Below are 23,835 nucleotides of genomic sequence, written 5' to 3'. Positions count from 1 at the left end.
GAATTATGAGATAGAGATGAAGAGGCCAAAGTGCGCGTTTCACCCCCGCGATTTTAGAATCCCTGCCTCGCACGCCTGCCAAAGCTGATAGACCAGCAGCGTCAGCCCAAGGTGGCAAGCATCCCCCGTCATCATCGCAACCTGCACTTCCGACCTGATCTGCACGACGACGATGACCTTACACTTGCGAAATTCCCGTGCTTGGCCTATGGCGCGGACATGAGTGATACATCCCATGACCGCCTTCTGATCATCGACTTTGGCAGCCAGGTTACGCAGCTGATCGCTCGTCGCCTGCGCGAACTGAATGTCTATTGCGAAATTCACCCCTATCAGAATGTCACGATGGAGTTTGTTCGGGAAATGGCCCCCCGGGCCGTAATCTTCTCGGGCGGTCCTGACAGTGTGACGCGGGAAGGTTCTCCGCGCGCGCCGCAAGAGATCTTTGACTACGGTGTTCCGATCCTCGGCATCTGTTATGGCCAACAGGTGATGATGCACCAACTGGGCGGCAAAGTCGAAAGCGGGCACGGCACAGCGGAATTCGGACGCGCCTTTGTCACGCCCAAAGGGCAGTTGGATATCCTGAATGGATGGTTTGCCGACGGTGACGAGCAGGTCTGGATGAGTCATGGAGACCATGTCAGCAAAATCGCCCCCGGCTTTGAGGTGTTCGGCACCTCGCCCAACGCGCCATTTGCGATTACTGCCGACACCGATCGCCATTTCTATGCTGTGCAGTTCCACCCCGAGGTGCACCACACGCCCAAGGGCGCAAAGCTGTACGAGAATTTCGTGAAACTGGCAGGTTTCAGCGGTGACTGGACCATGGGCGCCTACCGCGAGCAAATGATCGAAAAGATTCGCGAGCAGGTTGGCGACAAGAAGGTCATCTGCGGCCTGTCCGGCGGTGTAGACAGCTCTGTAGCCGCAATCCTGATTCACGAAGCGATCGGCGATCAGCTGACCTGCGTCTTTGTCGATCACGGTCTGCTGCGCAAAAACGAGGCTCAAGAAGTCGTCGGCATGTTCCGAGACAACTACAACATCCAACTGATTCATGCGGATGAGAGCCCGTTGTTCCTGGGTGAACTCGAAGGCCAGAGCGATCCGGAAACCAAACGCAAGATCATCGGCAAGCTGTTCATCGATGTGTTCCAGAAACACGCCGACACCATTGATGGGGCCGAGTTTCTGGCTCAGGGGACGCTGTATCCCGACGTAATTGAATCGGTGTCATTCTCGGGCGGCCCGTCAGTGACCATCAAATCGCACCACAATGTGGGCGGGTTGCCAGAAAAGATGGGCCTGAAGCTGGTCGAACCCCTGCGCGAACTGTTCAAGGACGAGGTCCGCGCGCTGGGCAGGGAACTGGGCCTGCCGCAGAGTTTCATCGGTCGCCACCCCTTCCCCGGCCCCGGCCTGGCGATTCGGTGCCCCGGCGAAATCACCCGCGAAAAGCTGGCGATTCTGCGCGAAGCCGACGCAGTTTACATCGACCAGATTCGCAAACACGGGCTGTATGACGACATCTGGCAGGCATTTGTGGCCATTCTTCCCGTTCGCACGGTCGGTGTGATGGGCGACGGACGCACCTACGACTATGCCTGTGCGCTTCGTGCCGTAACGTCAGTGGATGGAATGACAGCGGATTATTATCCGTTCAGCCATGAATTCCTTGGCGAAACGGCCACTCGGATCATAAACGAAGTCAAAGGCATCAACCGCTGCACTTATGACATTACATCCAAACCGCCGGGTACAATCGAATGGGAATGACAAAAAGCCGGGTCCACCCCGGCTTTTCTGTTTATTTCCCTTGGAATTTTTTGTTCCTTTTCAAGCGCATGATCCACTAACATCATGGACTTGACGTGAACGGGACCAAAACTCAGACGGGCAAAGCTGCCCTATGGATGACGGGTGCGATTGCATCCTTTTCGTCAATGGCCGTCGCCGGGCGCGAACTGAGCCTGTTTCACGACACCTTCGAAATCATGATGTATCGCAGCATCGTAGGCTTTGCGATCGTTGCAACCGTACTGACCCTGACAGCCAATTGGCATCAGGTTACAGCCCAACGACTTGGGCTTCACGCCCTGCGAAATACGCTGCATTTCACGGGTCAGAATCTGTGGTTCTACGCGGTTGGTGTTATTCCGCTGGCGCAGGTCTTTGCTCTGGAATTCACCCAGCCGATCTGGGTTATCCTGCTTTCCCCACTGCTGCTGCGCGAGCGTCTGACCGCGTTGAAAATGCTGTCCGCTTTGATAGGATTTGCCGGAATCCTGCTTGTCACGCGCCCCGGTGCCGCCCCGCTTAGCCCGGGTCTTATTATGGCCGCCGCGTCTGCTGTTTTCTTTGCGTTTACAACGATTACAACCAAGAAACTCACACAGACCGCACAGATCGGCTGCATTGTTTTCTGGCTCACCGCGATGCAAGGCGTACTGGGTTTTGCTGCCGCTGGTCTTGATGGCGAGATCGGGCTGCCAAGCGTACAGACCGCGCCCTATTTGGTGCTGGTCGGCATAGCCGGCTTGCTGGCGCATTTCTGCATCACCAACGCGCTGGCGATTGCACCTGCCACCGTGGTCATCCCGTTTGACTTTGCCAGGCTGCCGACCATCGCCATCGTCGGCATGGTCCTCTACTCCGAACCTTTGGATCAATGGACGCTTGTGGGGGCGGCTGTTATTTTTTCTGGGATATTTCTGAATGTCTGGTCCGAGAATCGTAACAGTTTGGCAACAGTCAGTCAGGATAGTCGCAGCCAGTAACGCACCGTCACCGATTGACGTTAAAACAAACGAAAAGCGAGTATCCGCAAATCTTACTACCGGGGCTCGCTCTGCCATTCACTCAACCCAAGCAGAGCGACTGTTATGAGGCAAACAGGGAGGAATACATGAAGAGAGCGCTACTACAGGCGTGCATGATATGTGCCGGTGCATCAGCCGCGCAGGCTGGGGGGCTGGACCGAAGCGGACAGGGTATCAACCTTATTTTCGAAAAAGGTACGGTTGCCCAATTCCGTTTGGGGTATACCGACCCAAGCGTCAGCGGCACCATGCCCAGTTTGAATCCTGCCACCCTTGGCCAGCCTGTTGATTCAGGCGATGTTGCCAACAGTTTCTTCACACCCCACCTCGGCTTCAAAACGTCACTGACCGACAAGCTTGATTTTGCGGTCATGTACGATCAGCCGTTCGGGGCGGACATTTCATACGCAAGCAATTACCCGTTGTCATTGAACCCAATTCCGGGCGGCCGTTCCGGTGTTCTGGAAGCAACGGCTGATACCGACGCCATCACGGCGCTGTTGCGCTACAAGTTCGACGGTGGCTTCAGCGCCATCGGTGGTATTCGCGCTCAACGTGTTGAGGCGTCCGTTACCGTTCCGCTCGCCGCCGGATATGAAGTCGACACCGATGCCGATATCGCGTTTGGCTACGTGGTTGGCGTGGCGTGGGAGAAGCCCGAGATCGCGGCGCGCGTAGCACTGACCTACAACTCGAAGATCAGCCATGACTGGTCGCAGACAGAATCGCTGAACCCACCGCCATTTCCCCCGATAACACCGGGAACCGTGGCAACATTCGACACGTCGAGCGAGATTGAAACACCGCAGTCCGTAAACCTGGACTTCCAGACCGGTGTGGCGCCTAAGACCCTTCTGTTTGGCTCGATTCGCTGGGTCGACTGGCCACAGCTGGTATATAACCCGCCAAACTATCCGCCGACCTCGAACCTGGTCGATTACGACGAAGCCACGTTCACCTACTCTCTTGGTCTGGGATATCAGTTCTCGGAAGAATTCTCTGGAGCTGTGACACTGGGCTACGAATCCTCGTCGGGCAATCCGGTTTCCAACCTGGGGCCGACCGACGGGTTCTGGAGCATTGGCCTGGGCGGAACCTACTCGCTTGAAAAGGCCAAAATCTCGGGCGGCGTTCGCTACACCGATATCGGCGACGCGACCGCAGACGGCGCAGGACCATTGGCACGGGCAGACTTCTCGGGCAACAGTGCGTGGAGCGTGGGCTTCCAGATCACATACGCTCTGGACTGATCGCCAAGACACGGAATTGACCCCGCATGACGTGCGGGGTCTTTTTTTTTCGCAGGATCCGGGTCGTCGTGCACGTCCGGACATGCGAACACAAACCATGACTTCTCAAAAACACTTCTCCGCCCGCGCCTGGTCCGAACTTTGTCTGTTGGGCCTGATTTGGGGCGCATCCTTCGTTGCCATTCGTGTCGCGCTGGACTCGGTGCCTTTCGTGACTTCGGTTCTGCATCGGGTGTTCTGGGCAATGCTGGTGCTTTGGGCTGTGGTTTGGTTTCAACGGCTTCCTGTTCCCCGTAACCCACGCGTCTGGGGGGCGTTTCTGATCATGGGTTTGCTGAACAATGCCATTCCGTTTTCGCTGATGGCATGGGGGCAGCTTTATGTGACTTCCGGTTTGACGTCGATATTGAATGCCGCAACCGCCATTTTCGGCGTTATCGTGGCGGCACTGTGCTTCAACGACGAACGTTTGACGCCAGCTCGTATCGTTGGTGTTGCGCTTGGCTTTGCAGGCGTCACTATCGCCATTGGACTACAAAATTTCACAAGCTTCTCACTGCAAAGCACGGCCCAGATCGCAATTGTCGCGGGAACAGTTTCCTACGCTCTGGCCGGTGCATGGGCCAGGGCAACCCTGTCCGACCTGCCGCCACAAGTCGCCGCGGCTGGAATGCTGACGGCGTCGACGATTTTGATACTGCCGTTCGCTCTGTATCTGGATGGTGTCCCGACGCTTGCCCTGCCGGTTTCCGCATGGGTCGCAATCGGATATTACGCATTGATTGCAACTGCCGGGGCCTATCTGCTGTATTACCGGATCCTGGCGATGGCAGGCAGTGGAAACCTGATGCTGGTGACATTGATAATTCCACCCGTCGCCATCGTGCTGGGGGCAGTTATTCGCGGCGAAACGCTACAGCCCAATGCGTTTGTGGGATTTGCTGTGCTGGCACTGGGCCTGCTGATCCTCAACCGCTCGGGTCCGCGCGATTGACGCCGCTCGCTGCCCGATTTAGCTAGGTTCCAAAAGGAACGGCGGGTCATGATCTACAAATCAGCGAAAGACTGGCGCGAGGCTGCGCGGAAAAAGGTTTTGTTCTTCGGCATGTCGGGCCTGGGCAAGACTTACGTATCGAACGTTCTGCGTGACTCGGGGGATTGGTTTCACTACTCGATCGACTACCGGATCGGGACCCGTTACATGGGTGAGTACATTACCGACAACGCCAAAGCGCAGGCGATGAAAGTGCCTTTTCTGCGCGACCTGCTGCTGTCGGACTCGATCTATATCGGTTCGAACATCTCATTCGAGAACCTCAAGCCCGTCGCGACATACCTGGGCAAACCGGGCGACCCGGAATTGGGTGGAATGGAACTGCAGGAATATCGCCGCAGGCAGGAACAGTTCCGGCTGGCAGAAATCCACGCTTTGCTGGATACCGAGTATTTTGTTGACCGGGCTCAGCGGCTTTACAAATACCCGCACTTCATCTGTGACACGGGCGGATCGATCTGCGAGTGGGTCGACCCAAGCGATCCCAGAGATCAGGTCCTGTCAGAACTGTCCGGCCAGACACTGATGATCTGGATCAAGGGCGACGAAAACCACACCTCCGAACTGATCCGCCGCTTTGACAAAGCCCCAAAGCCAATGTCCTATCAGCCGGAGTTTTTGACCCGCGTATGGGACGAATACCTGACCCTGAATGACTGCGCCCCGACCGAAGTTGACCCCGATGCCTTCATCAGGTGGACCTATGCGCAGGCTCTGGCGCACCGCCAACCGCGTTACCAGGCAATGGCCGACAATTGGGGCGTCACTATTCCCGCGCGTGAGATTGCGTCGGTCCGGGACGCCGGAGATTTCGACGAGTTGATCGAACGCACTCTTGAGACCCACCGCAACCGAACATAGTTTTCAAACTTACCTTGTTCCCGCAAAGGCTTGACCAGTATGCCAATCAAGATCCCATCCGACCTTCCCGCATTTGACGTCCTCAGCAACGAGGGCGTTATGGTCATGGCCGAGGATCAGGCAATGCGGCAGGACATCCGGCCATTGCGCATCGGGTTGCTGAACCTGATGCCGAAGAAGATTCAGACCGAAAACCAGTTCGCCCGCCTGATCGGCGCCACGCCATTGCAGATCGATCTGTCGCTGATCCGCATGACCGAGCACCAGACCAAGAACACCGCCGCCGAGCATATGCAGGAGTTCTATCGCCCTTTTCAGGAGGTGAAGGACGAGAAATTCGACGGTCTGATCATCACCGGCGCGCCGATCGAACATCTGGATTTCAACGACGTCACCTATTGGGACGAGATCAGTGAAGTCTTCCAGTGGACACAAACCAACGTGCATTCCACTTTCGGAGTGTGCTGGGGCGGAATGGCCATGATCAACCATTTTCATGGCGTCAGGAAACACATGCTGGGCGCGAAGGCATTTGGCTGCTTCCGTCATCGCAATCTGCAACCATCCTCGCCCTTTCTGCGCGGGTTTTCAGACGATTGCGTGATCCCTGTCAGCCGTTGGACCGAGATGAAACAGGATGAGATAGACGCAGCACCCGGATTGATCACCTTGCTGGGCAGCGATGAAGTCGGGCCATGTCTGGTCGAGGACAAGGCCCACCGCGCGATCTATATCTTCAACCATTTCGAGTATGACAGCGACACGCTGAAACAGGAATACGATCGCGACGTCGCCAACGGCACGCCGATCAATGTCCCGCTGAACTACTATCCCGATGACGATCCAACAAGGACACCGCAGAACCGGTGGCGAAGCCATGCGCATCTGCTTTATGGTAACTGGATCAGCGAAATCTACGAAACCACCCCCTATGATATCACTCGGATCGGTATGGAAATGACCGACCTGAGGGCCTGACGCGGGTCGATGCGTGTTGCCGTCATCTTCCTGACTGCCCTCGCCCTGTTCTGGGCCTTCACCCTGTGGCGTGCCGCGCGATATCAGGAAAGCGCAGAGGCCGCTTTTCCGCCCGAAGGGGAAATCCTGACGGTTGACGGCATTGCGGTTCACGCGGTGGTCATGGGCCAAGGACCGGATGTGGTGTTGATCCACGGCTCCAGCGGAAACACGCGGGACATGACGGTTGCGCTGGCTCCGATCCTGGCACAAAGCTTTCGCGTAATCGTGTTTGACCGGCCCGGCCTCGGATACAGCCAAAGCTTTAACCCGAACGGCGAAACCATCACGGAGCAAGCCGAAATCCTGCAACGTGCGGCCGCCCAGCTTGGGGCCGAGAAACCCATTGTCGCCGGGCAAAGCTATGGTGGTTCCGTTGCATTGGCATGGGCAGTGACCCGGCCCGAGAACATTTCGGCGCTGGTTTTGATCGCGCCGGCAGCCATCCCTTGGGAAACACCACTGGATGGTTTCAATCGGCTCGCCTCGACCACGACGGGGCGCCTAGCGGCATTGCCGTTCGTGTCCGCATACACGCCGGACTGGTTTGTCGAACGCGCATTGGATGAAGTGTTCGCGCCGCAGAAAGCCCCGGAAGGCTACGCCGCGCATTTCGGCCCCGGGCTGACGATGCGACCCGATTCAATGCATGCCAATGCACGGCAACGCGCCAACCTTTTGGACGAGATCACTAAGCTGCAACCACGGTACGGAGAGATTTCCGTGCCAACCGAGATCGTACATGGCACGGCTGACACGACGGTTGAAACCGACTGGCACGCGGAACCGCTGACCCAACAGATCCCCGGTGCGGAATTGATCCTGCTTGATGGGATCGGCCACATGCCGCAAGTGGTCGCCGCGCCCGAGGTTGCCTCGGCCATCGACCGGGCCGCACAACGCGCCGGTTTGCGTTAGGCTTCCGGCTAATCCATAGTCAGGTATGGATTTTATCGCGAGGTAAGGCATGGCCCGTTCGGACAAAGGTTTGATCGAAGACTACTACCGGAATGAAGCGCCCAAAGACGTTCGCTCCGCGATCAAGGATGCCGGGAAACGCGAAATTCTGAACCCCTCTTTTCCCCACTCGGAAAAAATGAAGGGCAAGGAATACGATCGGCAGATGGAGGCTTTACAGATCGAGTTGGTCAAGATGCAAGCCTGGCTGAAAGATTCGGATCATCGCGTGGCGCTGATCTTTGAAGGCCGCGATGCGGCGGGTAAAGGCGGCACCATCAAACGCTTTCGCGAAAACCTGAACCCGCGTGGCGCGCGGGTTGTCGCGCTCAGCAAACCATCGGATGCCGAACGCAGCCAGTGGTATTTCCAACGCTATATCCAGCATCTGCCCTCGGCAGGTGAAATCGTGTTCTTTGATCGCAGCTGGTACAACCGGGGTGTGGTGGAAAACGTTTTTGGCTTTTGCACCTCTGAAGAACGGGAGCGCTTTTTCCGTCAGGTCGCCCCGCTGGAAACCGGGTTGGTAAATGACGGCATTCATTTCTTCAAGTTCTGGCTGAATGTCGGGCGCGCGGAACAGCTCAATCGCTTTCTGGATCGCGAAAATGACCCGCTCAAGCAATGGAAACTCAGCCCGATCGATGTTGCCGGTCTTGGAAAATGGGATGAGTACAGCCAATCCATCGCAGAAACGCTGAGCCGCACCCACTCGGATCACTGTCCCTGGACCATCATCCGCTCGGATGACAAGAAACGTGCGCGGCTGGCCGCCATTCGTACGGTGTTGCACGCGCTGGACTATGACGAAAAGGACAAGAGCGCGATCGGAGAGATCGATCCCCTGATTTGCGGCGGGCCGGACATCTGGGAGTCGTAGGCGTACGATTGACTGGCAAACATGGTGCAGTTGTTGGACGGGCCAGCCTGCTTACTTTACAAGTTATGACAACAAAAGACGCCAGAGGCCTGGATGACAAAACGCGGGTATCACCACGGAAACCTGAAACAAGCGCTGATCGAGGCGGCATTGTCCTTGATCGAAGAAAAGGGTCCCACCGGGTTCACCCTGTCCGAGGCTGCCAAGACGGCGGGCGTGACCCCTGCCGCAGTGTACCGGCATTTTCATGGTCGCGAAGACCTGATCGCCGAAGCTGCGCGTCAGGGGTTCGAGATGTTTGCGGACCTGATGCAGTACGCATACGACAAAGGCCAGCCCTCGGCCCTGGCCGCGTTCGAGGCGACCGGGCGGGCATATCTGGCCTTTGCCCGCAAACATCCCGGTCACTACATTTCGATGTTTGAAAGCGGTATTTCCCTGAACCGGACACCTGAGCTGGCGATGGCCGCCAACAGGGCCAAGGCCGTTCTGGAAAAAGCCGCCAGTGAGCTGTCCAAGCACATTCCACCGGAAAAACGCCCGCCCGCATCGATGTTCAGCGCCCATATTTGGGCAATGAGTCACGGTGTCGTGGAACTGTTTGCCCGAAATACCGGCGCAAGCTCTCCCTTTCCGCCCGAAGACCTTCTGGAGACCGGCATCGGCATCTACCTGAGGGGGCTTGGCCTGGTTCCGCAGGATGACTGAACCAGATCAGAAAACCTTTCTGGGTTGCGGCACGCTCAGGCCGGACGTCACATTGATCAGGTCCATTTCACCCATGCCTTTGATTTCCACGCGTCCCAGATCCGAAACCTGGAATTCGTCAATCAACGCATATTTCATTTCTTCCGGAGCAACGATTTTCATTGGATTCGCAAAAACTTGCAGTCGGGACGCAATGTTCACGGCCGGGCCAAAAACGTCGTAGACGTATTTCTGGATACCGACGACCGACCCCACCGCGGCGCCCATGCCCAACCCGATACGGGCCTGCCATTTGTGGGGGTGAGTCTCGTTGCGCCGCTCGAGATACCTGAGGAACCGGACCGCGCAATGGGCGACAGCCGTTGCATGGTCCGGCGTCGCATCGGGCATACCGGACACCGCAAGATAGGCATCTCCGATCGTTTTGATCCTTTCACATCCATACTGTTCAACGATGCGGTCAAATGCCGTGAAAATATCATTCAGCTCGCTCAGCGTGACTGTCGGGTCCGTTTTCGCAGCAAAATCGGTGAAGCCGACGAAGTCCAGCATAACCACCGAAACTTGTTCATAAAGCTGCGGTGTCACAACGCCGAACGTCTTGAATTCCTCGTAAACCGCACGAGGCATCAGGTTCAGCAGCAACCTTTCGACCCGTTCCTTTTCCCGCTCAAGTTCGCGCGTATTGCGTTCCACCATGGTCGAATAGCTGTCGATCATGCTTTCCAATTCACGAATGCGGGTGATGTTCTGGCACTCGACCACCAGGACCTGCTCGGAAAGGCCATTGGCAAGGGAAACGGCAGTGGCAAATATCAGGGTCCTGCGTTTCGGCTTGATCTGCAACTCCACTGAATAACGCAGACCGGATTGTTTCACATCCTCCAGTTCGCGCATATCCAGGTCCGGAAGGAAGTCCATCAGGGTTTGTCCTTCGGCTGGCGTGCCGAACCATTCGCTGAAGGGTCCATTATAGAAGACAAAACTTAAATCTGAGGCACGGACAACAGCCACTCCTACCCCGATTGCACGCAGCAGTTGTTCATTGATTGCAAGAATACTCATGCAGCGTCCCGCGCCACGATGATAGCGCGCTTCCCTTCGATTGCAGCCAGCGCCGTTTTCACATCACCGTCCGACATTCCGTGCATCGACAATGCCTGCCCGAACAATTCGGCCATCTCGTCAAAGTCCGAGTGGCTGATGTTCAGGTTCCGATGCACCGCCTCGATCCGTTCATCACTGAACGATGCCGGTCCACCGACCAGTGACGAAACGAACTTGGTTTGGTGATCGATCAGACGCGGCATGTCGATGTCCTCGAAGAACCCCCCGATTTCATCGGAGTCCAGCGCCATTTCGTAGAATGTCATCACGATACGGCTGATGGTTTTGAACCCGCCGTATTTTTCATAAATAGTCTGACCCACACCAATTACCTGCGCGTTAATTCTTCATAACACTGCAAGGTTATATCAAATTGACAGTTTTGTTAACGATTATGACCGGAACACTGATTTCAACGACCGGAATGGCTGGGTCGCCGAGTGTCTCAGACCTTCAAATCATCCGCAGTGGAAATGAACCCTGCATAGCCGCCCTGGCGCAGCAGACGCTTTTGTCGCCCCATTCGCCAACGCAGTTTTCGGCCCGCAGCCTGCAGTTCGCGCCGGACCCGAAACCAAAGCGGCCCCTTGTCCAGACCGCTATTCGTTGTCTTGTCCTGTGACCGTTCGCTGACTTTGACAGTTTCCACCGTCTGACCCTGTTGCTTCGACCAGATCATCTGCACCCCGACAGCAGGGAACACCTGAAACATGCGCCAGTCGGTGCGCGGAATAGATACGAAATCGTCCAAATGATCCGAGTAGGTTTCCGACCACGACAAGAGCTTTCGGCACCCGTCCTGCGAAAGAATGTACGCAGCCGCACTGGGTGCCATTTCCAGCATCGGTCTTGCCATGACACCACCAATGGTCTCCTGTGGCCCGAAACGCAATGGTTTGGGTGAATAGTCAAGCTTCACAAAATCAAAGGCTTGGCCATTGGAAAGAATTGTCTCAATCACGCCTCCGGCGCTGGCAGACATTTCCACATCGTCTTCGAAAATCGCGGCAGCTTGCAGTCCCTGATCCACGATCTGTTTCCAGACGGCCCGGTGGCTTTCAAAACAGGCAATCTCGCTTTGCTTCAGGCCCCAACGATTACCGGTTCCCGGGACGTATCCGTTCCCTTCAAGCGCCCCTTCTGCCTTCGCGTCCGTCGCACTGAATCGAATTGCGTTGCTCAACCCGGCTTTGGCGAACTCGGCCTCCATGAACTCCCGCCGCTCGGGAACGCGGTCCAGGTTGATATAAAACACACCGGTCAACTGATCCTGCCTCTGACGCTCCACTACCGTTCCTTTCGTTCAATTAGCGCAGGCCGGTCCTGCCTGATCCGGAAATCAACCCTGTACGCGGGCCACGATATGGCAGGCCGAGGATTCGCGGATCAAAATTCGCCAAAGCTGCCTGACATGCGCTTGCGTCTCCGCAAGATGGAATGCTGATACGCACGTTTGCTAAACAGCGTCAAAGGCAGAAGAACCCTTTCACCCAGCCCGTCAATCACGACCAGACGCCCGCCCCTCTGTTCAGCGCGAACAACGTTTTCCAACCCCATGTCGCCCATCAGAATGTTGCCGCGTTCCAAGTCATCCAGAAGATCCATGAATTCATCATGCAGCGCACGGATTTTGTCTTTGTCGCCGTCGTACGAGACAAATTCCTGATACACCGTCGGTGCCAGATCGCCGCCCGGGCCGGTCATCTTTTCCACGACCAGTGCTGGCCCCGCTGATGTCGACGCGTATCCCATAAACCGGGCCAGACGCTCGATTTCGGGGCATCCTCGGCTCAGGGCGGCCAGGTACTCATTGGCCTCGCGGTTCCACTGCCGCAGATTGCCATAACGCCATTCGGCGTATCGCGGTACAAAATGACTGCGAACCGGTTTATCCGTTCTGACCTTGAGCAGCGCGTTGTCTTGTTCAGGGTGCTGGAAAATCAGGTAATTGCGGCTTTTTCGCAGTGGTTCAAAAGAACTCAGATCGATCATGAAGCGTTATTCCAATAGGTCAAATTCACCGCAACTGTCTTGCAAAGCCACAGCATGTGCCAGCCAGATATAAAAGCGCCGCTGTCTTGATACAATGCAGCATCCAGTCAATTCACCACTGATCACCCCATCAATCCACGCGCGACCAACCGACATGACGAACAGTGATCCAGGGTGGTAGGAATGGGGCTGGCGCCATACGTTCTCTGACGAATAGTTCGGCCTGAAAAAAGCAGACGCATCGTCCTACATCACGCTGTAACCGCCATCCACCGGTATCGTCACGCCTGTCACAAATCCGGCCAGATCTGATGATGCAAGGTAAAGAACCGTCCCGGTCATTTCCTTTGGTTCACCCCAGCGCGCCAAAGGTGTTCGCTGGACGATGGAAGTGCTGAACGTGTCGTTTGCCTGCGATCCTGCGGTCAGGTTGGTCCGGATCCATCCTGGCGCAATGGCGTTTACCCGTACGCCGTCACGCGCATAGGCGACCGCAAGCGATTTGGTCAGGCCAACGATCCCAGTTTTGCTTGCGGCATAGGCTGGCCCCGATCCGCTTCCGAAGTAGCTGTACATCGAGGCGATATTGATGATGCAGCCCGGCCGTTTGGCCAATTTCGGGTACAGGCCGTGGCTTAGGCGATAAACCGAGTTGAGGTTGATAATCATGTTTCGATCAAACCCCTCGGGTGAGAGGCCTTCAGGAGGATCAACAAAGGTTCCCGCATTGTTGACAAGAACATCAACCTGACCAGTCGCGGCGACCAGGGAAGCTACCGAGGCTTCGTCTTCCATGTTCACCTGATGGTATCGGAAGGCGGAAAGGTCCGCCTGATACTCCCCGACCGATCCCCTTCTTCCGGTCACAGTCACCTTCGCTCCAGCGTCTGCGAACGCTTCCGCGACGGCGAGCCCGATGCCGTTTGAGCCGCCTGTCACCATGACGTTCTGCTCTGAAAAATCCAGAATGCGCGCCATTACTCTCCTCCTGTCCAAAGTAAGCCGCCGTCGGGATCCTGTGGGCCAGCATTCAGGGGAAACTCGACAGCAAGTCCTTTCAATCTGCACGCGCCCATTCCAGCACGGCCGTTCCACGTTTCTCTCCAAATGTCGCGTTCTTGCCACGAAGCGTAAGCCGATCTTTTGCGACCTCAATTTCCCGCTGCAAGGTCAGGCCTACAAAATCCTGCAAAACCGAGACTAGTACTTCATGATTGGCCGTTTGGTCAGAGACTTGAAACGTACCGCAATAGGACATGTGGCTGCCGAGTGCCGCTTTGGCGGCCTCGCATGTTGCAGTCGAACTGTCCGAACCAAGAGGTAGTCTACCAGTCGCCATCATGTGCACGAATACATGCCCGTCCTCAGAATAGTGAAGCATTCCAATCGGATCGGGACCGTATGGTTCCTCGTGCGTGCCCTCGTCGTAGTCAAAGCGATAAGCGACAAGTTTCCATGTTCCTAGAACAGACTTTTCCGAGGGCCTTTCCGAGCCGTTCATCCGAAAACTCCAGCTTCAATGCGTGGATCGGTATCAAACGCCGTGCGCCTGACGCAGTCGACAAAAGCGGCCTTTTTGAATGGGTAATTTGTTATTGAAAGAAGGACCGCTGGTCAGTCAGCTGCAAGGATATGACTCGACCGAAATAGGTCAAACGAAAAAAGTCTGAATCAGCGGCTCTCAGAAGACGGCTGGATCTGGGCTTCGTTTGGTTTATGGCGGAGAGACAGGGATTCGAACCCTGGAGACGGTTTCCCGCCTACACACTTTCCAGGCGTGCGCCTTCGACCACTCGGCCACCTCTCCGTGAGCGGGATATTTGGACTATCGCCGGGGGATTTGCAAGGCCCGATTAGGGTGAAAATTCACCGGAAAACAACAGCACGTTTATGAAGGTCAAACCTCGTCCCCATCGGCATCAGGCATGTCGGCTTCGGTCATCTCAACCGGCGCGGTTGATGGTGTTGCGGAGGGGATTTCCGCTGACTTCTGCTCGGTTTGGGCTTCCCCTGCCTTCAATACTTCGGGATTGCGCAACCAGACATCGCGCTGTGCGAACGGAATCTCGATCCCCTCTTCGACAAACCGCCGGTTGATTTCATGGTTCATGTCAGACTTCACCGACAGAACCCAGTTCACATCCCGAAGAATGCCGCGGATTTCAAAATCCAGCGAATCCGCGCCGAACCCCTGAAACACGACGCTGGGCGCTGGATTTGCCAGAACCATGGGGTGCGCATTTGCGATCTCGCCCAGAATTTTTTCGACCAGCCGGGTATCGGTGCCATAAGCCACACCAACAGGCACGATCACCCGCCCGATTGTGTTGCCGCGGGTGTAGTTCGTGACCACACCACTGATCAGGTCCGAGTTGGGAACGATCACATCCGTCCGGTCAAACGTCTCGATCCGTGTAGATCGAACCGAGATATCGCGGACATAGCCCATCATTCCATTCACATCGATCCAGTCCCCCTTAGAGATGGGACGCTCGACCAGCAGGATTATGCCCGAGACGAAATTCGATACGATGGTCTGCAGACCAAAGCCAATGCCGACCGAAAGAGCACCAGCAACAATCGCCAGCGACGATAGGTTGAAGCCTGCAATCGTGATCGCAATCAAAGCGGCCAGGAAAATACCGACGTAACCGGTGCCGGAAACAATCGCGTTTTGCCCGCCCGGATCAATACTGGTCTTGGGCAGCAGCGAGTTCCTCAACCCGCTTTGCAACATGCGCGTCAGGCCATACCCGATGGCGAAGACCACAACAAAAGTGAAGAAATTGCTGGGGGAGATTGTCACCCCACCGATATCAAACCCTTGCAATAGATGGGACCAGATCTCTTGCAGATCCGTCCTGCGCGCGCCCCAGTAAAGCGCGAGAATAGGCATCGCCAGAATGGCCATGGCAAATCCGACGAGAACGGAAAAAAGCGAGTCCTTGGCGGCCTCACCTTTGCCGCTGAACCATCCGTAGACCGAAGCCAGGAAACGCTGAAAAATCAGCAATGCGGCAATGAGGACCAGTGTTTTTACAGCCGGGAAAACAATCGCTTCAGCCGCGTTCGTGTATCCCAGAACAGCGAGTATGGGACTGCCGATCCCCAGCAGGAACAAGGCTCTGCGAATGAACTCGACCAGCTGACTGAACCCGGCAGCCCGGGCCGTCGCGGCCGGTTCATCCGGGTCAGGTGTGGTATCCACGGTTCGGACCAGGCGAACACGCAGCAACAGCAGGGCCGTCCCGAAAATTACCGGGAACGCGACCACGGCACGCGTCGCGTCAGAGATATTCTCGATCTGCTCAAACAGCTTTACCAGTTCGTGCAGGATCAGGAACCCCGCCAACAGATCAAGATGAACTCGTAACTCTCTTACCCTTTGCCTCGACAGTTTCTTAAATCCCTGCGCTTCCTGCAGAACATGGAACTGTCGGCCAATCCAGTCGTAGAAAAGTATGATCCCGGCCCAATAAGGCACGTTTTCCATCAGCAGAGCGCCGCGCAGCCCCAAAATGCCCGTCAGCGACACTGCCGTTACCAGTAGCACAACGCCAAACCACGGCAGAATGATCCGCAGCAGAGAGGTCAGGAAAGCCCAGACACCACTGCCCTGCCCGCCCAGACGCCGCAGATATTCACCGGCGGATTCAGACCATCGCTTTCCATAAATCAGCAAAACACCTGCAATCACGACCAGGGCAAGAATGCCCAACCCGCGGTCGCGAAACCGTTCATGCACCACGTCTGTTTGAAAATTTCTGCGCACCTCATTGAACAGACTGCGCGCTGCTTCGTTAACATCGGTCCAGGCGGGACCCCAATGGGCAGGATTCAAAGGAGACGGACCGCGCTCTAGCAGTTCTTTTGCCTGACGGTCCCGCAGCAATTGATCAATTTCGAAGATAAGACCATTCGCCCGGCTGAACGCCTCTTCCGAGATTATCCTAGGGACCCGCAGACTGTTTAGCTGCTCCTCAAGGTGATTTCGAAGGTTGGCGATGTCTTCCGGTTCGGTTGCATCACCTTCCGGTTCCGGACCAAGCGCCTTCAGTTGGCCTTCCAGCGTTTTGATACGTTCTGTATTCGCGCTCCGCGCATTGTTGAAATCTTCGCGATAGTCGCTGATTTCACTCCGCAAATTTTCAAGAGCCGCGTTTGAGGCCTTGTTGGCCTCGATTACCGCTTCGGCCCGATCCGCCGTTTTGACCCAGCCTTGATAGTATTCGCTCTGTCGATCAGACAACTGGGCGAACGCAGAACCGCCCAGTACGGCAAAACACACCGCAACAAGGGCCAGGAACAGGCGGACCTGCTGCCGCATCATACGTCCTCGAACACGCCCGGGATACTGCGTGGCGCATCGGTCATCCAATCAGGAACCGGCAGCTCTTTTTCACGCAGAAAATCGGGGTTGAACAGTTTGGACTGATAGCGAGTGCCGTAGTCGCACAGGATGGTTACGATGGTATGACCTGGTCCCATTTCTTTGGCTAACCGGACCGCACCCGCCATGTTGATCGCGGTTGATCCGCCCATTACCAGACCTTCCTCACGGAGCAGGTCGAAGATATAGGGTAACGCCTCATTGTCTGTGATCTGGTAGGAAAAATCAGGCTTGAACCCTTCAAGGTTCTTGGTGATCCGAACCTGCCCGATACCCTCGGCAATGGATCCGCCCTCCATCGCGATCTCACCCGTTGTGTAATAGGAAAACAGCCCGGCGCCCATCGGATCGGCCAATGCCACCTTCACCCCCTTTGGCTGCAGCACTTCGGCCACACCGGCAAGCGTACCACCCGAACCTACGGCGCTGACAAATCCGTCGACCTTGCCGTCGGTCTGTTCCCAGATCTCGGGGCCCGTTGTTTCCACATGCGCCTGACGGTTGGCAACATTATCGAACTGATTGGCCCAGATCGCGCCATTGGGCTCAGATTGCGCAAGTTCTTCGGCCAGACGCCGTGAATAGTGCACAAAATTGTTCGGGTTGCGATAAGGCGCCGCAGGAACCTGAACCAACTGGGCACCTGCCAGACGCAGCATGTCCTTTTTCTCTTCCGACTGGGTTTCGGGAATCACGATGACAGTCTTGAACCCCATCGATGCGCCCACCAGCGCCAGACCGATACCGGTGTTACCTGCGGTACCCTCGACAATTGTCCCGCCTGGCTTCAGATCCCCCCGGGCAATTGCGTCACGGATGATGAACAGAGCGGCACGGTCCTTGACGGATTGCCCCGGGTTCATGAACTCGGCCTTGCCGAGGATCTCGCAACCGGTCTCTTCACTGATGCGGCGCAGCCGGATCAACGGTGTTTTCCCTACTGCGTCGGCAAGATCTCGTGCAATGCGCATGGCGCCCTCATTTCAATTTGGTATCGTCAGAGATTTACAGGCGCGCCGCAGCAACCACAAGCAACGAAACTTAACCGCGCAGCCGGTCGCGATGTCGTGCCAGCCAATTGGCCAAGGTCAGCAGAGGCATGTCCTTGAAGGCATGACTGTCGACCATTTCGATAAATTCGGTATACGAGAAAATCCGGCTACGGATATTCTCGCCCTCGGAAGAAAGGCCACCGTTGTCGGTCGTTTCGATCAGGTCAGCCAATCCCAGATACAGATGGACGAACTCGGTCGACGAACCGCTGGAAGAATACACCCCTCCGGCGTACTCCAGCGCGCTGGGGGTCACGTGCGCTTCTTCCTGAGTTTCGCGAATTGCCGCCTGTTCGGGCGTTTCGCGGGGATCGATCATGCCCGCGACCGGCTCCCACATCCAGGGTTCCGGGTCGTCGATCAAAAAGACCGGCACGCGAAACTGTTCGACCAGCAAGACCGTGTCCCGTACCGGATCGTAGGGCAGAACAACGACGGCGCTGCCCTGCATCAACCCATTGTAGTTGAGAACCGGACCCATTGATCCGTCGTATTGGCGGTGTTGAAACCTGATTTCATCAATCCCAAAATAGTTGATGTAGGCGGGCTTGCGATCATGGACGATCACGTCCTGCGCCGTATCGCGCGCATCACCGGTCTGACGCCGGCGCGCAGCCAACCTGGCCCAGGCCCGGGTCCGGATGGCTGGAAAACTTCGCGCAATCTCAGCGGCTTCGACCTTGCCGTAGTGGGCCATCACCTCATCTGCGGCAAGTAGCGTCAGTTCTCCCCAATCTCCAAACCAGTCCTTCAGGGACCAGGGTTGGTCCGGCGTCCAAAGGTTGGGTTCTGGAAAGAATACGCTTGCCGTCGCCTTCGTTCCGTCAGGCAACTCAAGGTCACGGGGGCTGAGATCGTAATCGAAACCGCCTTCGTAGTAAGTCAGCCGTTTCAAATCCTCGGGGCCGAACCCCTGCACCAGCAAACCTTCGGCCTGGCTGCCATTCTCGCTGACAATCATCGGAAAGCTTTGCCCCTTCACCCCATAGACGGTGTGGTCGGGCAATCTGGCCTCAGATATCTTCAATTCAGACAGCGGGCGGCCCAGCACACGTTCCAGCAACGGCTGGCACCTGAGCGTGCCGTAAAAAAATAGATCAGACACGAGGATAGAGCTTTCGTTGTTCAGTCCTTAACGCCAGCGGCGACTCGCCTCTTCGGTCGCCAACCCGGTTATGACAGCGCCCACCGCTAGCGTCACCAGAATGTTCGGAACAATCAGCTGCTCGCCAAACTCGACACCAAGCTTGAAAATCGCAAGCACCGCCTCGAACGGGCCGTCATACCTGTGACGCATCGCCAGGCGGAACATCTCATAGGTGCCCTGCACGAAAAGTCCCCAGAACACCAAAGATGCGACACCGGTAAGCCCGTTGTTGACACCTGCCGTCCATCCGCGACCAGCCCGCTTGCCCATGATTTTCCACCCGCAAACGAACCCAAGCGCAATGTTGACCAGAGTGAAATAGCCGTAATCCTTACCCTCGTCCCCGTTTTCGATGATCATCGTAGAGACAATAAAGGCAACCACCACCAGACATACAGCGGCAACTAGACGTGAGGCACTGGGCATACGAGGGGTCCGTTTGTTAACTCGGTTTTGCTATGGTGATCTGTGTCACATCGCAATTGCCGGTGTCAAAGGCCGCGCCGCATGCAGTCAAATAATAATTCCACATGCGGCGAAAACGCTCATCAAAGCCCATCTGGGAAATCTCTTCCCACTTGGCATTGAACGTCTCGTACCAGCGTCGAAGAGTCAGGTCGTAGCTTTTACCGAACTCGCGTGACTTCATCACACTCAGCCCGGCGCGTTCAATCTCTTGCCTGAGGATCGTTGGCGACGGCAACATTCCACCGGGAAATATGTATTTCTGAATGAAATCAACGCCGTTCTTGTAATAATCCCAGCGATGATCACCCACCGTAATGATCTGAAGCGTGGCCTGACCGCCGGGTTTCAGCCGGTCGCGTACTGTCTCGAAGTAGACAGGCCAGTACTTCTGGCCAACCGCCTCGAACATCTCGATCGAGGCGATCCCGTCATAATGCCCCTGTTCGTCGCGGTAATCCTGAAGTTTGAACTCCACCTGGTCCGATAGCCCAAGATTTTCAATACGTTGCCGCGCAAAGTTCAACTGTTCCTGACTGAGTGTAAGGCCGGTGACGCGCAGCCCACGTTCCTTTGCGGCATATTCGGCAAAACCGCCCCAGCCGCAACCGATTTCCAGTATGTGATCTCCCGGCTTGGCACCCATTTCGTCCACAAGGCTTGCGTATTTGGCGATCTGCGCATTTTCCAGACTTTCCTGCCCGGTCTCGAACAATGCGCTGGAATAGGTCATCGTATCGTCCAGCCACAGGGAATAGAAATCATTACCCAAATCGTAGTGGTACGAGATATTTTTTCGGGCCTGCTTGCGGTTGTTTCGATGCAACCAGAACCGAAGCCTTTCATAGGCCTGAACCAGAAACCGACCGGTGAAATCGTCATAAACGGCCTCTGATTCCAGATGTACCAGATCCATGAACGATCTCAGATCAGGTGTGCTCCAACCGCCCTCCAGATAGGCGTCAGAAAAACCAAGCTCACCCTCGCGAACCAATCGGGAAAAAACATCCGGATCATGAATATCGACCTGCGCCACCGGCCCGGGCTTTGCGCCTTCGGTTCGAAACACCCGACCATCAGGCAAGACAATATCCAGCCGTCCATTTTCCATCCGGCCAAGCATTTTCAGCACTTGTGAAAAATATCTGGGCAGGTCCTTCTGCCCTTCAGTCGTGGTCAGGATCATCCGCTCTCCCCTGTGCGGTCGTAGAAATAAGCTAGGCCGAGTTTCTGTTTCTGGCAAGTTTTCAGTTCGTTACCGACTTTTCGCCTGTTCATAAGCTGTCAGAGCTCGTTTTCGACCGTCCGCCAATTCTACAATCGGCGAAGGGTAAGGCGCGTCCGGTGTCAGCCCCCATGAATTGGGCGCAGCTTCAAAGTATGCCAGCGCGGTCTTCGGTGGATTATCCTGGATTTCCGCGATCCATCGTTGCCTGTAAACCGCATCCGGGTCGAATTTCTGTGCCTGCGTCTGCGGATTGAATATCCGAAAGAACGGCGCCGCATCCGGCCCCGAACCTGCGACCCATTGCCAACCCATCGCGTTGCAGGCCGGATCCCAGTCGATCAGGCAATCCTCAAACCAGTTCATCCCGACATTCCAGTGTGTCATGAGGTGTTTGGTCAGATAGCTTGCCACAACCATCCTCGCGCGGTTGTGCATTCGGCCTGTCACATACATCTGCCGAAGTCCGGCATCCACGATTGGAACGCCAGTTCTGGCTTGCTTCCACGCCATAACCGACGGGGCTTGGTCATCCTCAAACCAAGGAAATCCATCCCATTCGGGCCGCCAGTTGTTCGTCAGTAACCGAGGCGAGTGATACATCAGATGATACGCGAATTCCCGCCAGATCAATTGCCGCAGAAAGGCGTCGGTTCCGGGAATGCCCATCATCGAGGCGTTCTGAACGGCGTGCCACACCGTTCGCGGCCCAATCTCGCCCAGTGACAGATATTCGGACAGGTTCGAGGTGCCGTCTACATCCAAACAATCGCGTCGTTCCTGATACCGTGCGATCCGATCCAGGAACTCTAGCAGGCAATCATTGGCGGACCTTTCACCAGGTTGCACATACGGTCGAACGACCCGGCTTCCTCGGTTCATCGCAGCGCCAAGGGACCAGTCGACCATATCCTCGGTTTCCGGCCAATTGTCAGGATTTTTCAGCCGTGATGGCGCGCCCTGCGGAACAGGTATCTCCTTCTCCCGCACCGCGCGCCACATCGGTGTGAAAACCTTAAAGGGTTGTCCGGATTTGGTTGCGACCTGCCACGGTTCAAACAGCAAATGTCCGTCGAACGACCTGGCATCAATACCGCCATCTGTCAGGGTTGCCTTGATACGGGTGTCACGGGCGATGGCATCCGGATCATAAGCGCGGGTCCAAAAAACCGATGCGGCCCCGGTCTCGGCTATCAGTTCTTGTAAAACGCTCAGCGCACTGCCGCGCCGAAGGATCAGGCGGCTACCGACGTCCCGAAGCCTGCTGGCGAACGCCTCGAGCCCCAGACCCAGGCGCCATTTGGGGGCTGCACCCAGACCGCGCACAAGGTCGTCAAATACGAAAACCGGAATGACGGGTCGGCCTGTCGCTGCGGCGGCGCAAAGCGCGGGATGGTCGGACAGGCGCAAGTCCCGGCGAAACCATAATAGTATTGGCGCATTGTCTTTCTGCATATCCGCCCCAAGTGTTTATTAGTATTACGAAATCAGGCGGAAATCGGATCACAAAACCTTGTCTAACGCATCCAGAAGCTGATCGACTTCCCGTTTCGAAGTGTAGTGCGTGAAACTGACACGCAATACGCCGTGTTCCGGCGCGACCCCCATCGCCTGAAGCGGGCGGACAGCGTAAAAGTCACCACCACCCGCCATAACACCATGATCGGAAAGGTCACGGGCAACGGATTCCGCTTCACGGTTCAGCGATATCGCAACCGTAGGTGCCCGCATCGAAGCGTTCGCCGGGCCAATCAGGCGAACCGTGTTGCGGTCCTTTACCGCATCCAGCAACGGCTGAAGTAGGTCCATTTCATGTGCGCGCATCAGGTCGTGAACAAATTCACCGCGCGCACTTGCATCGGTGTCAGGCCCGCCGTGGTGATCGCACAGAAGGTCGACATAGTCGGCCATGCCCGCGCTTGCAGCGATCTGCGCATGATCCGGCCCTGCCGGGGTAAAGCGTTTGTACAAAACATCACCGTTGAAGAAATGCGCCTGGTTCGGAAGCATTTCCCCAAGCGTGCGGCGAATGACCATGCATCCCTGATGAGGACCATAAGTCTTGTAAGCCGAAAACAGATAGATATCCGGCCCCAGTTCTCCAACATTAGGAAAACCATGCGGCGCGTAAGAGACGCCATCGACGCAAACAAATGCACCTGCGGCATGGGCGATGGCGGTGATTTCCGTGACAGGGTTGATCTCGCCCACAACGTTCGAGCAATGCGGGAAACAGATCAGCCGCACCTTTTCATCCAGAAGGTCTTCCAGATCCTGTGGGTTCAGGGAACCGGTGTCCGGATCAATTTTCCATTCGCGGATTTCGATCCCGTCGTCGGCAAGGCGCCTCCAAGGTCCGGAGTTCGCTTCGTGGTCCTGATTGGTAACAACAATCGCCTCACCCGGCTTCATCCACTGCCGAAACGCCTGCGCCAGGACATATGTATTCTGCGTGGTGGACGGACCAAAACTCAGCTCATCTGTGTCAACGCCCAGAATGGCGGCCATGCGGGCGCGCGCCTCATCCATTTCCTCGCCCGCCAGGCGGCTGGCCTCGAAAGGTGCATAGGGCTGAACCTTGCGCTGCCTGTAGAACCGCGTCAGCCTGTCGATGACCGGTTTGCATGTATAAGACCCGCCAGCGTTTTCAAAAAACGCCTGCCCCTGAAGGCCGGGTTCAGAAAAGGCCGGGAATTGTGCCCGAACAAAATCGATATCCAGTTTGGTCATGGCTCGCTACTTTCTCGTCATGCTGCGCATCAGGGGCAAGGTGCCCGGGCATGATCCCGGATCCCTCAGAAATCATGGCAGGTCTTCCAGCCCAGCCGCAGACCTTATCATGAAAACAAGGAAGTGCAGGCAGATCTTCAGTCGGGACGTTCCCAAACGAAGATCCCGGATAATTAGC

The 23,835-nt window shown here is 56.2% G+C and carries 22 protein-coding genes and 1 tRNA gene; 9 read left to right on the top strand and 14 right to left on the bottom strand.

Annotated features, from left to right (window positions below; all coding sequences use genetic code 11):
• The first annotated feature begins 219 nt into the window (after window positions 1–219).
• The 9 genes from guaA to AC2FIR_RS05410 all read left to right on the top strand — a co-directional run bounded on the left by guaA (window position 220) and on the right by AC2FIR_RS05410 (window position 9,549).
• Complete coding sequence (gene guaA / locus AC2FIR_RS05450; protein WP_496747307.1) at window positions 220–1,779, top strand: glutamine-hydrolyzing GMP synthase; 1,560 nt, start codon at window positions 220–222, stop codon at window positions 1,777–1,779.
• 95 nt (window positions 1,780–1,874) lie between these two features.
• On the top strand, window positions 1,875–2,780 hold the full coding sequence (locus tag AC2FIR_RS05445) for a DMT family transporter (protein WP_480910284.1): 906 nt from the start codon (window positions 1,875–1,877) through the stop codon (window positions 2,778–2,780).
• A 128-nt stretch (window positions 2,781–2,908) separates the two neighbouring features.
• A complete protein-coding gene (locus AC2FIR_RS05440; protein ID WP_480910282.1) occupies window positions 2,909–4,072 on the top strand; it encodes an OmpP1/FadL family transporter in 1,164 nt (387 codons plus the stop codon).
• 97 nt (window positions 4,073–4,169) lie between these two features.
• Window positions 4,170–5,066 (top strand): DMT family transporter, encoded by an 897-nt coding sequence (locus tag AC2FIR_RS05435; RefSeq protein WP_170676836.1) that lies wholly within the window; start codon window positions 4,170–4,172, stop codon window positions 5,064–5,066.
• A gap of 48 nt (window positions 5,067–5,114) precedes the next feature.
• Complete coding sequence (locus AC2FIR_RS05430; protein WP_170676834.1) at window positions 5,115–5,987, top strand: ATPase; 873 nt, start codon at window positions 5,115–5,117, stop codon at window positions 5,985–5,987.
• Between the two features lie 39 nt (window positions 5,988–6,026).
• Complete coding sequence (gene metA, locus AC2FIR_RS05425) at window positions 6,027–6,965, top strand: homoserine O-acetyltransferase MetA (protein ID WP_496747312.1); 939 nt, start codon at window positions 6,027–6,029, stop codon at window positions 6,963–6,965.
• A gap of 9 nt (window positions 6,966–6,974) precedes the next feature.
• Window positions 6,975–7,922 carry an alpha/beta fold hydrolase gene (locus AC2FIR_RS05420; protein ID WP_496747314.1) on the top strand — a complete coding sequence of 316 codons (948 nt, stop codon included), beginning with the start codon at window positions 6,975–6,977 and terminating at the stop codon, window positions 7,920–7,922.
• A gap of 49 nt (window positions 7,923–7,971) precedes the next feature.
• Window positions 7,972–8,841: a polyphosphate kinase 2 gene (gene ppk2 / locus AC2FIR_RS05415; protein ID WP_496747316.1), complete on the top strand. Its 870-nt coding sequence runs from the start codon at window positions 7,972–7,974 to the stop codon at window positions 8,839–8,841.
• 93 nt (window positions 8,842–8,934) lie between these two features.
• Complete coding sequence (locus AC2FIR_RS05410; protein ID WP_170616716.1) at window positions 8,935–9,549, top strand: TetR/AcrR family transcriptional regulator; 615 nt, start codon at window positions 8,935–8,937, stop codon at window positions 9,547–9,549.
• Between the two features lie 6 nt (window positions 9,550–9,555).
• Here AC2FIR_RS05410 and AC2FIR_RS05405 read toward each other — a convergent pair whose 3' ends face one another.
• The 14 genes from AC2FIR_RS05405 to AC2FIR_RS05340 all read right to left on the bottom strand — a co-directional run bounded on the left by AC2FIR_RS05405 (window position 9,556) and on the right by AC2FIR_RS05340 (window position 23,657).
• The gene (locus AC2FIR_RS05405; RefSeq protein ID WP_170616714.1) at window positions 9,556–10,614 is read right to left on the bottom strand and encodes an adenylate/guanylate cyclase domain-containing protein; all 1,059 of its coding nucleotides are present in this window, start codon (window positions 10,612–10,614) and stop codon (window positions 9,556–9,558) included.
• The gene (locus AC2FIR_RS05400; RefSeq protein ID WP_170616712.1) at window positions 10,611–10,979 is read right to left on the bottom strand and encodes a group I truncated hemoglobin; all 369 of its coding nucleotides are present in this window, start codon (window positions 10,977–10,979) and stop codon (window positions 10,611–10,613) included. The genes AC2FIR_RS05405 and AC2FIR_RS05400 overlap by 4 nt, the downstream gene beginning before the upstream one ends.
• 122 nt (window positions 10,980–11,101) lie before the next feature.
• The gene (locus tag AC2FIR_RS05395; RefSeq protein WP_496747318.1) at window positions 11,102–11,944 is read right to left on the bottom strand and encodes a glycosyltransferase family 25 protein; all 843 of its coding nucleotides are present in this window, start codon (window positions 11,942–11,944) and stop codon (window positions 11,102–11,104) included.
• Window positions 11,945–12,042: 98 nt separating this feature from the next.
• Complete coding sequence (locus AC2FIR_RS05390) at window positions 12,043–12,648, bottom strand: YrbL family protein (RefSeq protein ID WP_170676823.1); 606 nt, start codon at window positions 12,646–12,648, stop codon at window positions 12,043–12,045.
• Between the two features lie 246 nt (window positions 12,649–12,894).
• Window positions 12,895–13,626 (bottom strand): SDR family NAD(P)-dependent oxidoreductase, encoded by a 732-nt coding sequence (locus tag AC2FIR_RS05385; RefSeq protein WP_496747320.1) that lies wholly within the window; start codon window positions 13,624–13,626, stop codon window positions 12,895–12,897.
• 79 nt (window positions 13,627–13,705) lie between these two features.
• Window positions 13,706–14,149: a lipocalin-like domain-containing protein gene (locus tag AC2FIR_RS05380; RefSeq protein WP_496747322.1), complete on the bottom strand. Its 444-nt coding sequence runs from the start codon at window positions 14,147–14,149 to the stop codon at window positions 13,706–13,708.
• A 216-nt stretch (window positions 14,150–14,365) separates the two neighbouring features.
• A tRNA-Ser gene (locus tag AC2FIR_RS05375) sits at window positions 14,366–14,455 on the bottom strand.
• A gap of 90 nt (window positions 14,456–14,545) precedes the next feature.
• Window positions 14,546–16,975: a DUF3772 domain-containing protein gene (locus tag AC2FIR_RS05370; RefSeq protein ID WP_496762002.1), complete on the bottom strand. Its 2,430-nt coding sequence runs from the start codon at window positions 16,973–16,975 to the stop codon at window positions 14,546–14,548.
• The gene (locus AC2FIR_RS05365; protein WP_170806234.1) at window positions 16,975–18,009 is read right to left on the bottom strand and encodes a cysteine synthase A; all 1,035 of its coding nucleotides are present in this window, start codon (window positions 18,007–18,009) and stop codon (window positions 16,975–16,977) included. The genes AC2FIR_RS05370 and AC2FIR_RS05365 overlap by 1 nt, the downstream gene beginning before the upstream one ends.
• A gap of 70 nt (window positions 18,010–18,079) precedes the next feature.
• Window positions 18,080–19,195 (bottom strand): NUDIX domain-containing protein, encoded by a 1,116-nt coding sequence (locus AC2FIR_RS05360; RefSeq protein WP_496747326.1) that lies wholly within the window; start codon window positions 19,193–19,195, stop codon window positions 18,080–18,082.
• A 27-nt stretch (window positions 19,196–19,222) separates the two neighbouring features.
• A complete protein-coding gene (locus AC2FIR_RS05355; protein WP_170616361.1) occupies window positions 19,223–19,663 on the bottom strand; it encodes a TrgA family protein in 441 nt (146 codons plus the stop codon).
• A gap of 16 nt (window positions 19,664–19,679) precedes the next feature.
• Complete coding sequence (locus tag AC2FIR_RS05350) at window positions 19,680–20,888, bottom strand: class I SAM-dependent methyltransferase (RefSeq protein WP_170806232.1); 1,209 nt, start codon at window positions 20,886–20,888, stop codon at window positions 19,680–19,682.
• 69 nt (window positions 20,889–20,957) lie between these two features.
• Window positions 20,958–22,382 (bottom strand): cryptochrome/photolyase family protein, encoded by a 1,425-nt coding sequence (locus tag AC2FIR_RS05345; protein ID WP_496747328.1) that lies wholly within the window; start codon window positions 22,380–22,382, stop codon window positions 20,958–20,960.
• Window positions 22,383–22,430: 48 nt separating this feature from the next.
• Complete coding sequence (locus AC2FIR_RS05340; protein ID WP_496747330.1) at window positions 22,431–23,657, bottom strand: aminotransferase class V-fold PLP-dependent enzyme; 1,227 nt, start codon at window positions 23,655–23,657, stop codon at window positions 22,431–22,433.
• Window positions 23,658–23,835: the final 178 nt, after the last annotated feature.

It is taken from the genome of Ruegeria sp. CDSB136 (genome assembly GCF_059610965.1).
Note: the sequence above shows the minus strand (reverse complement) of the source record. Positions and strands in the feature narration are given on the sequence as shown.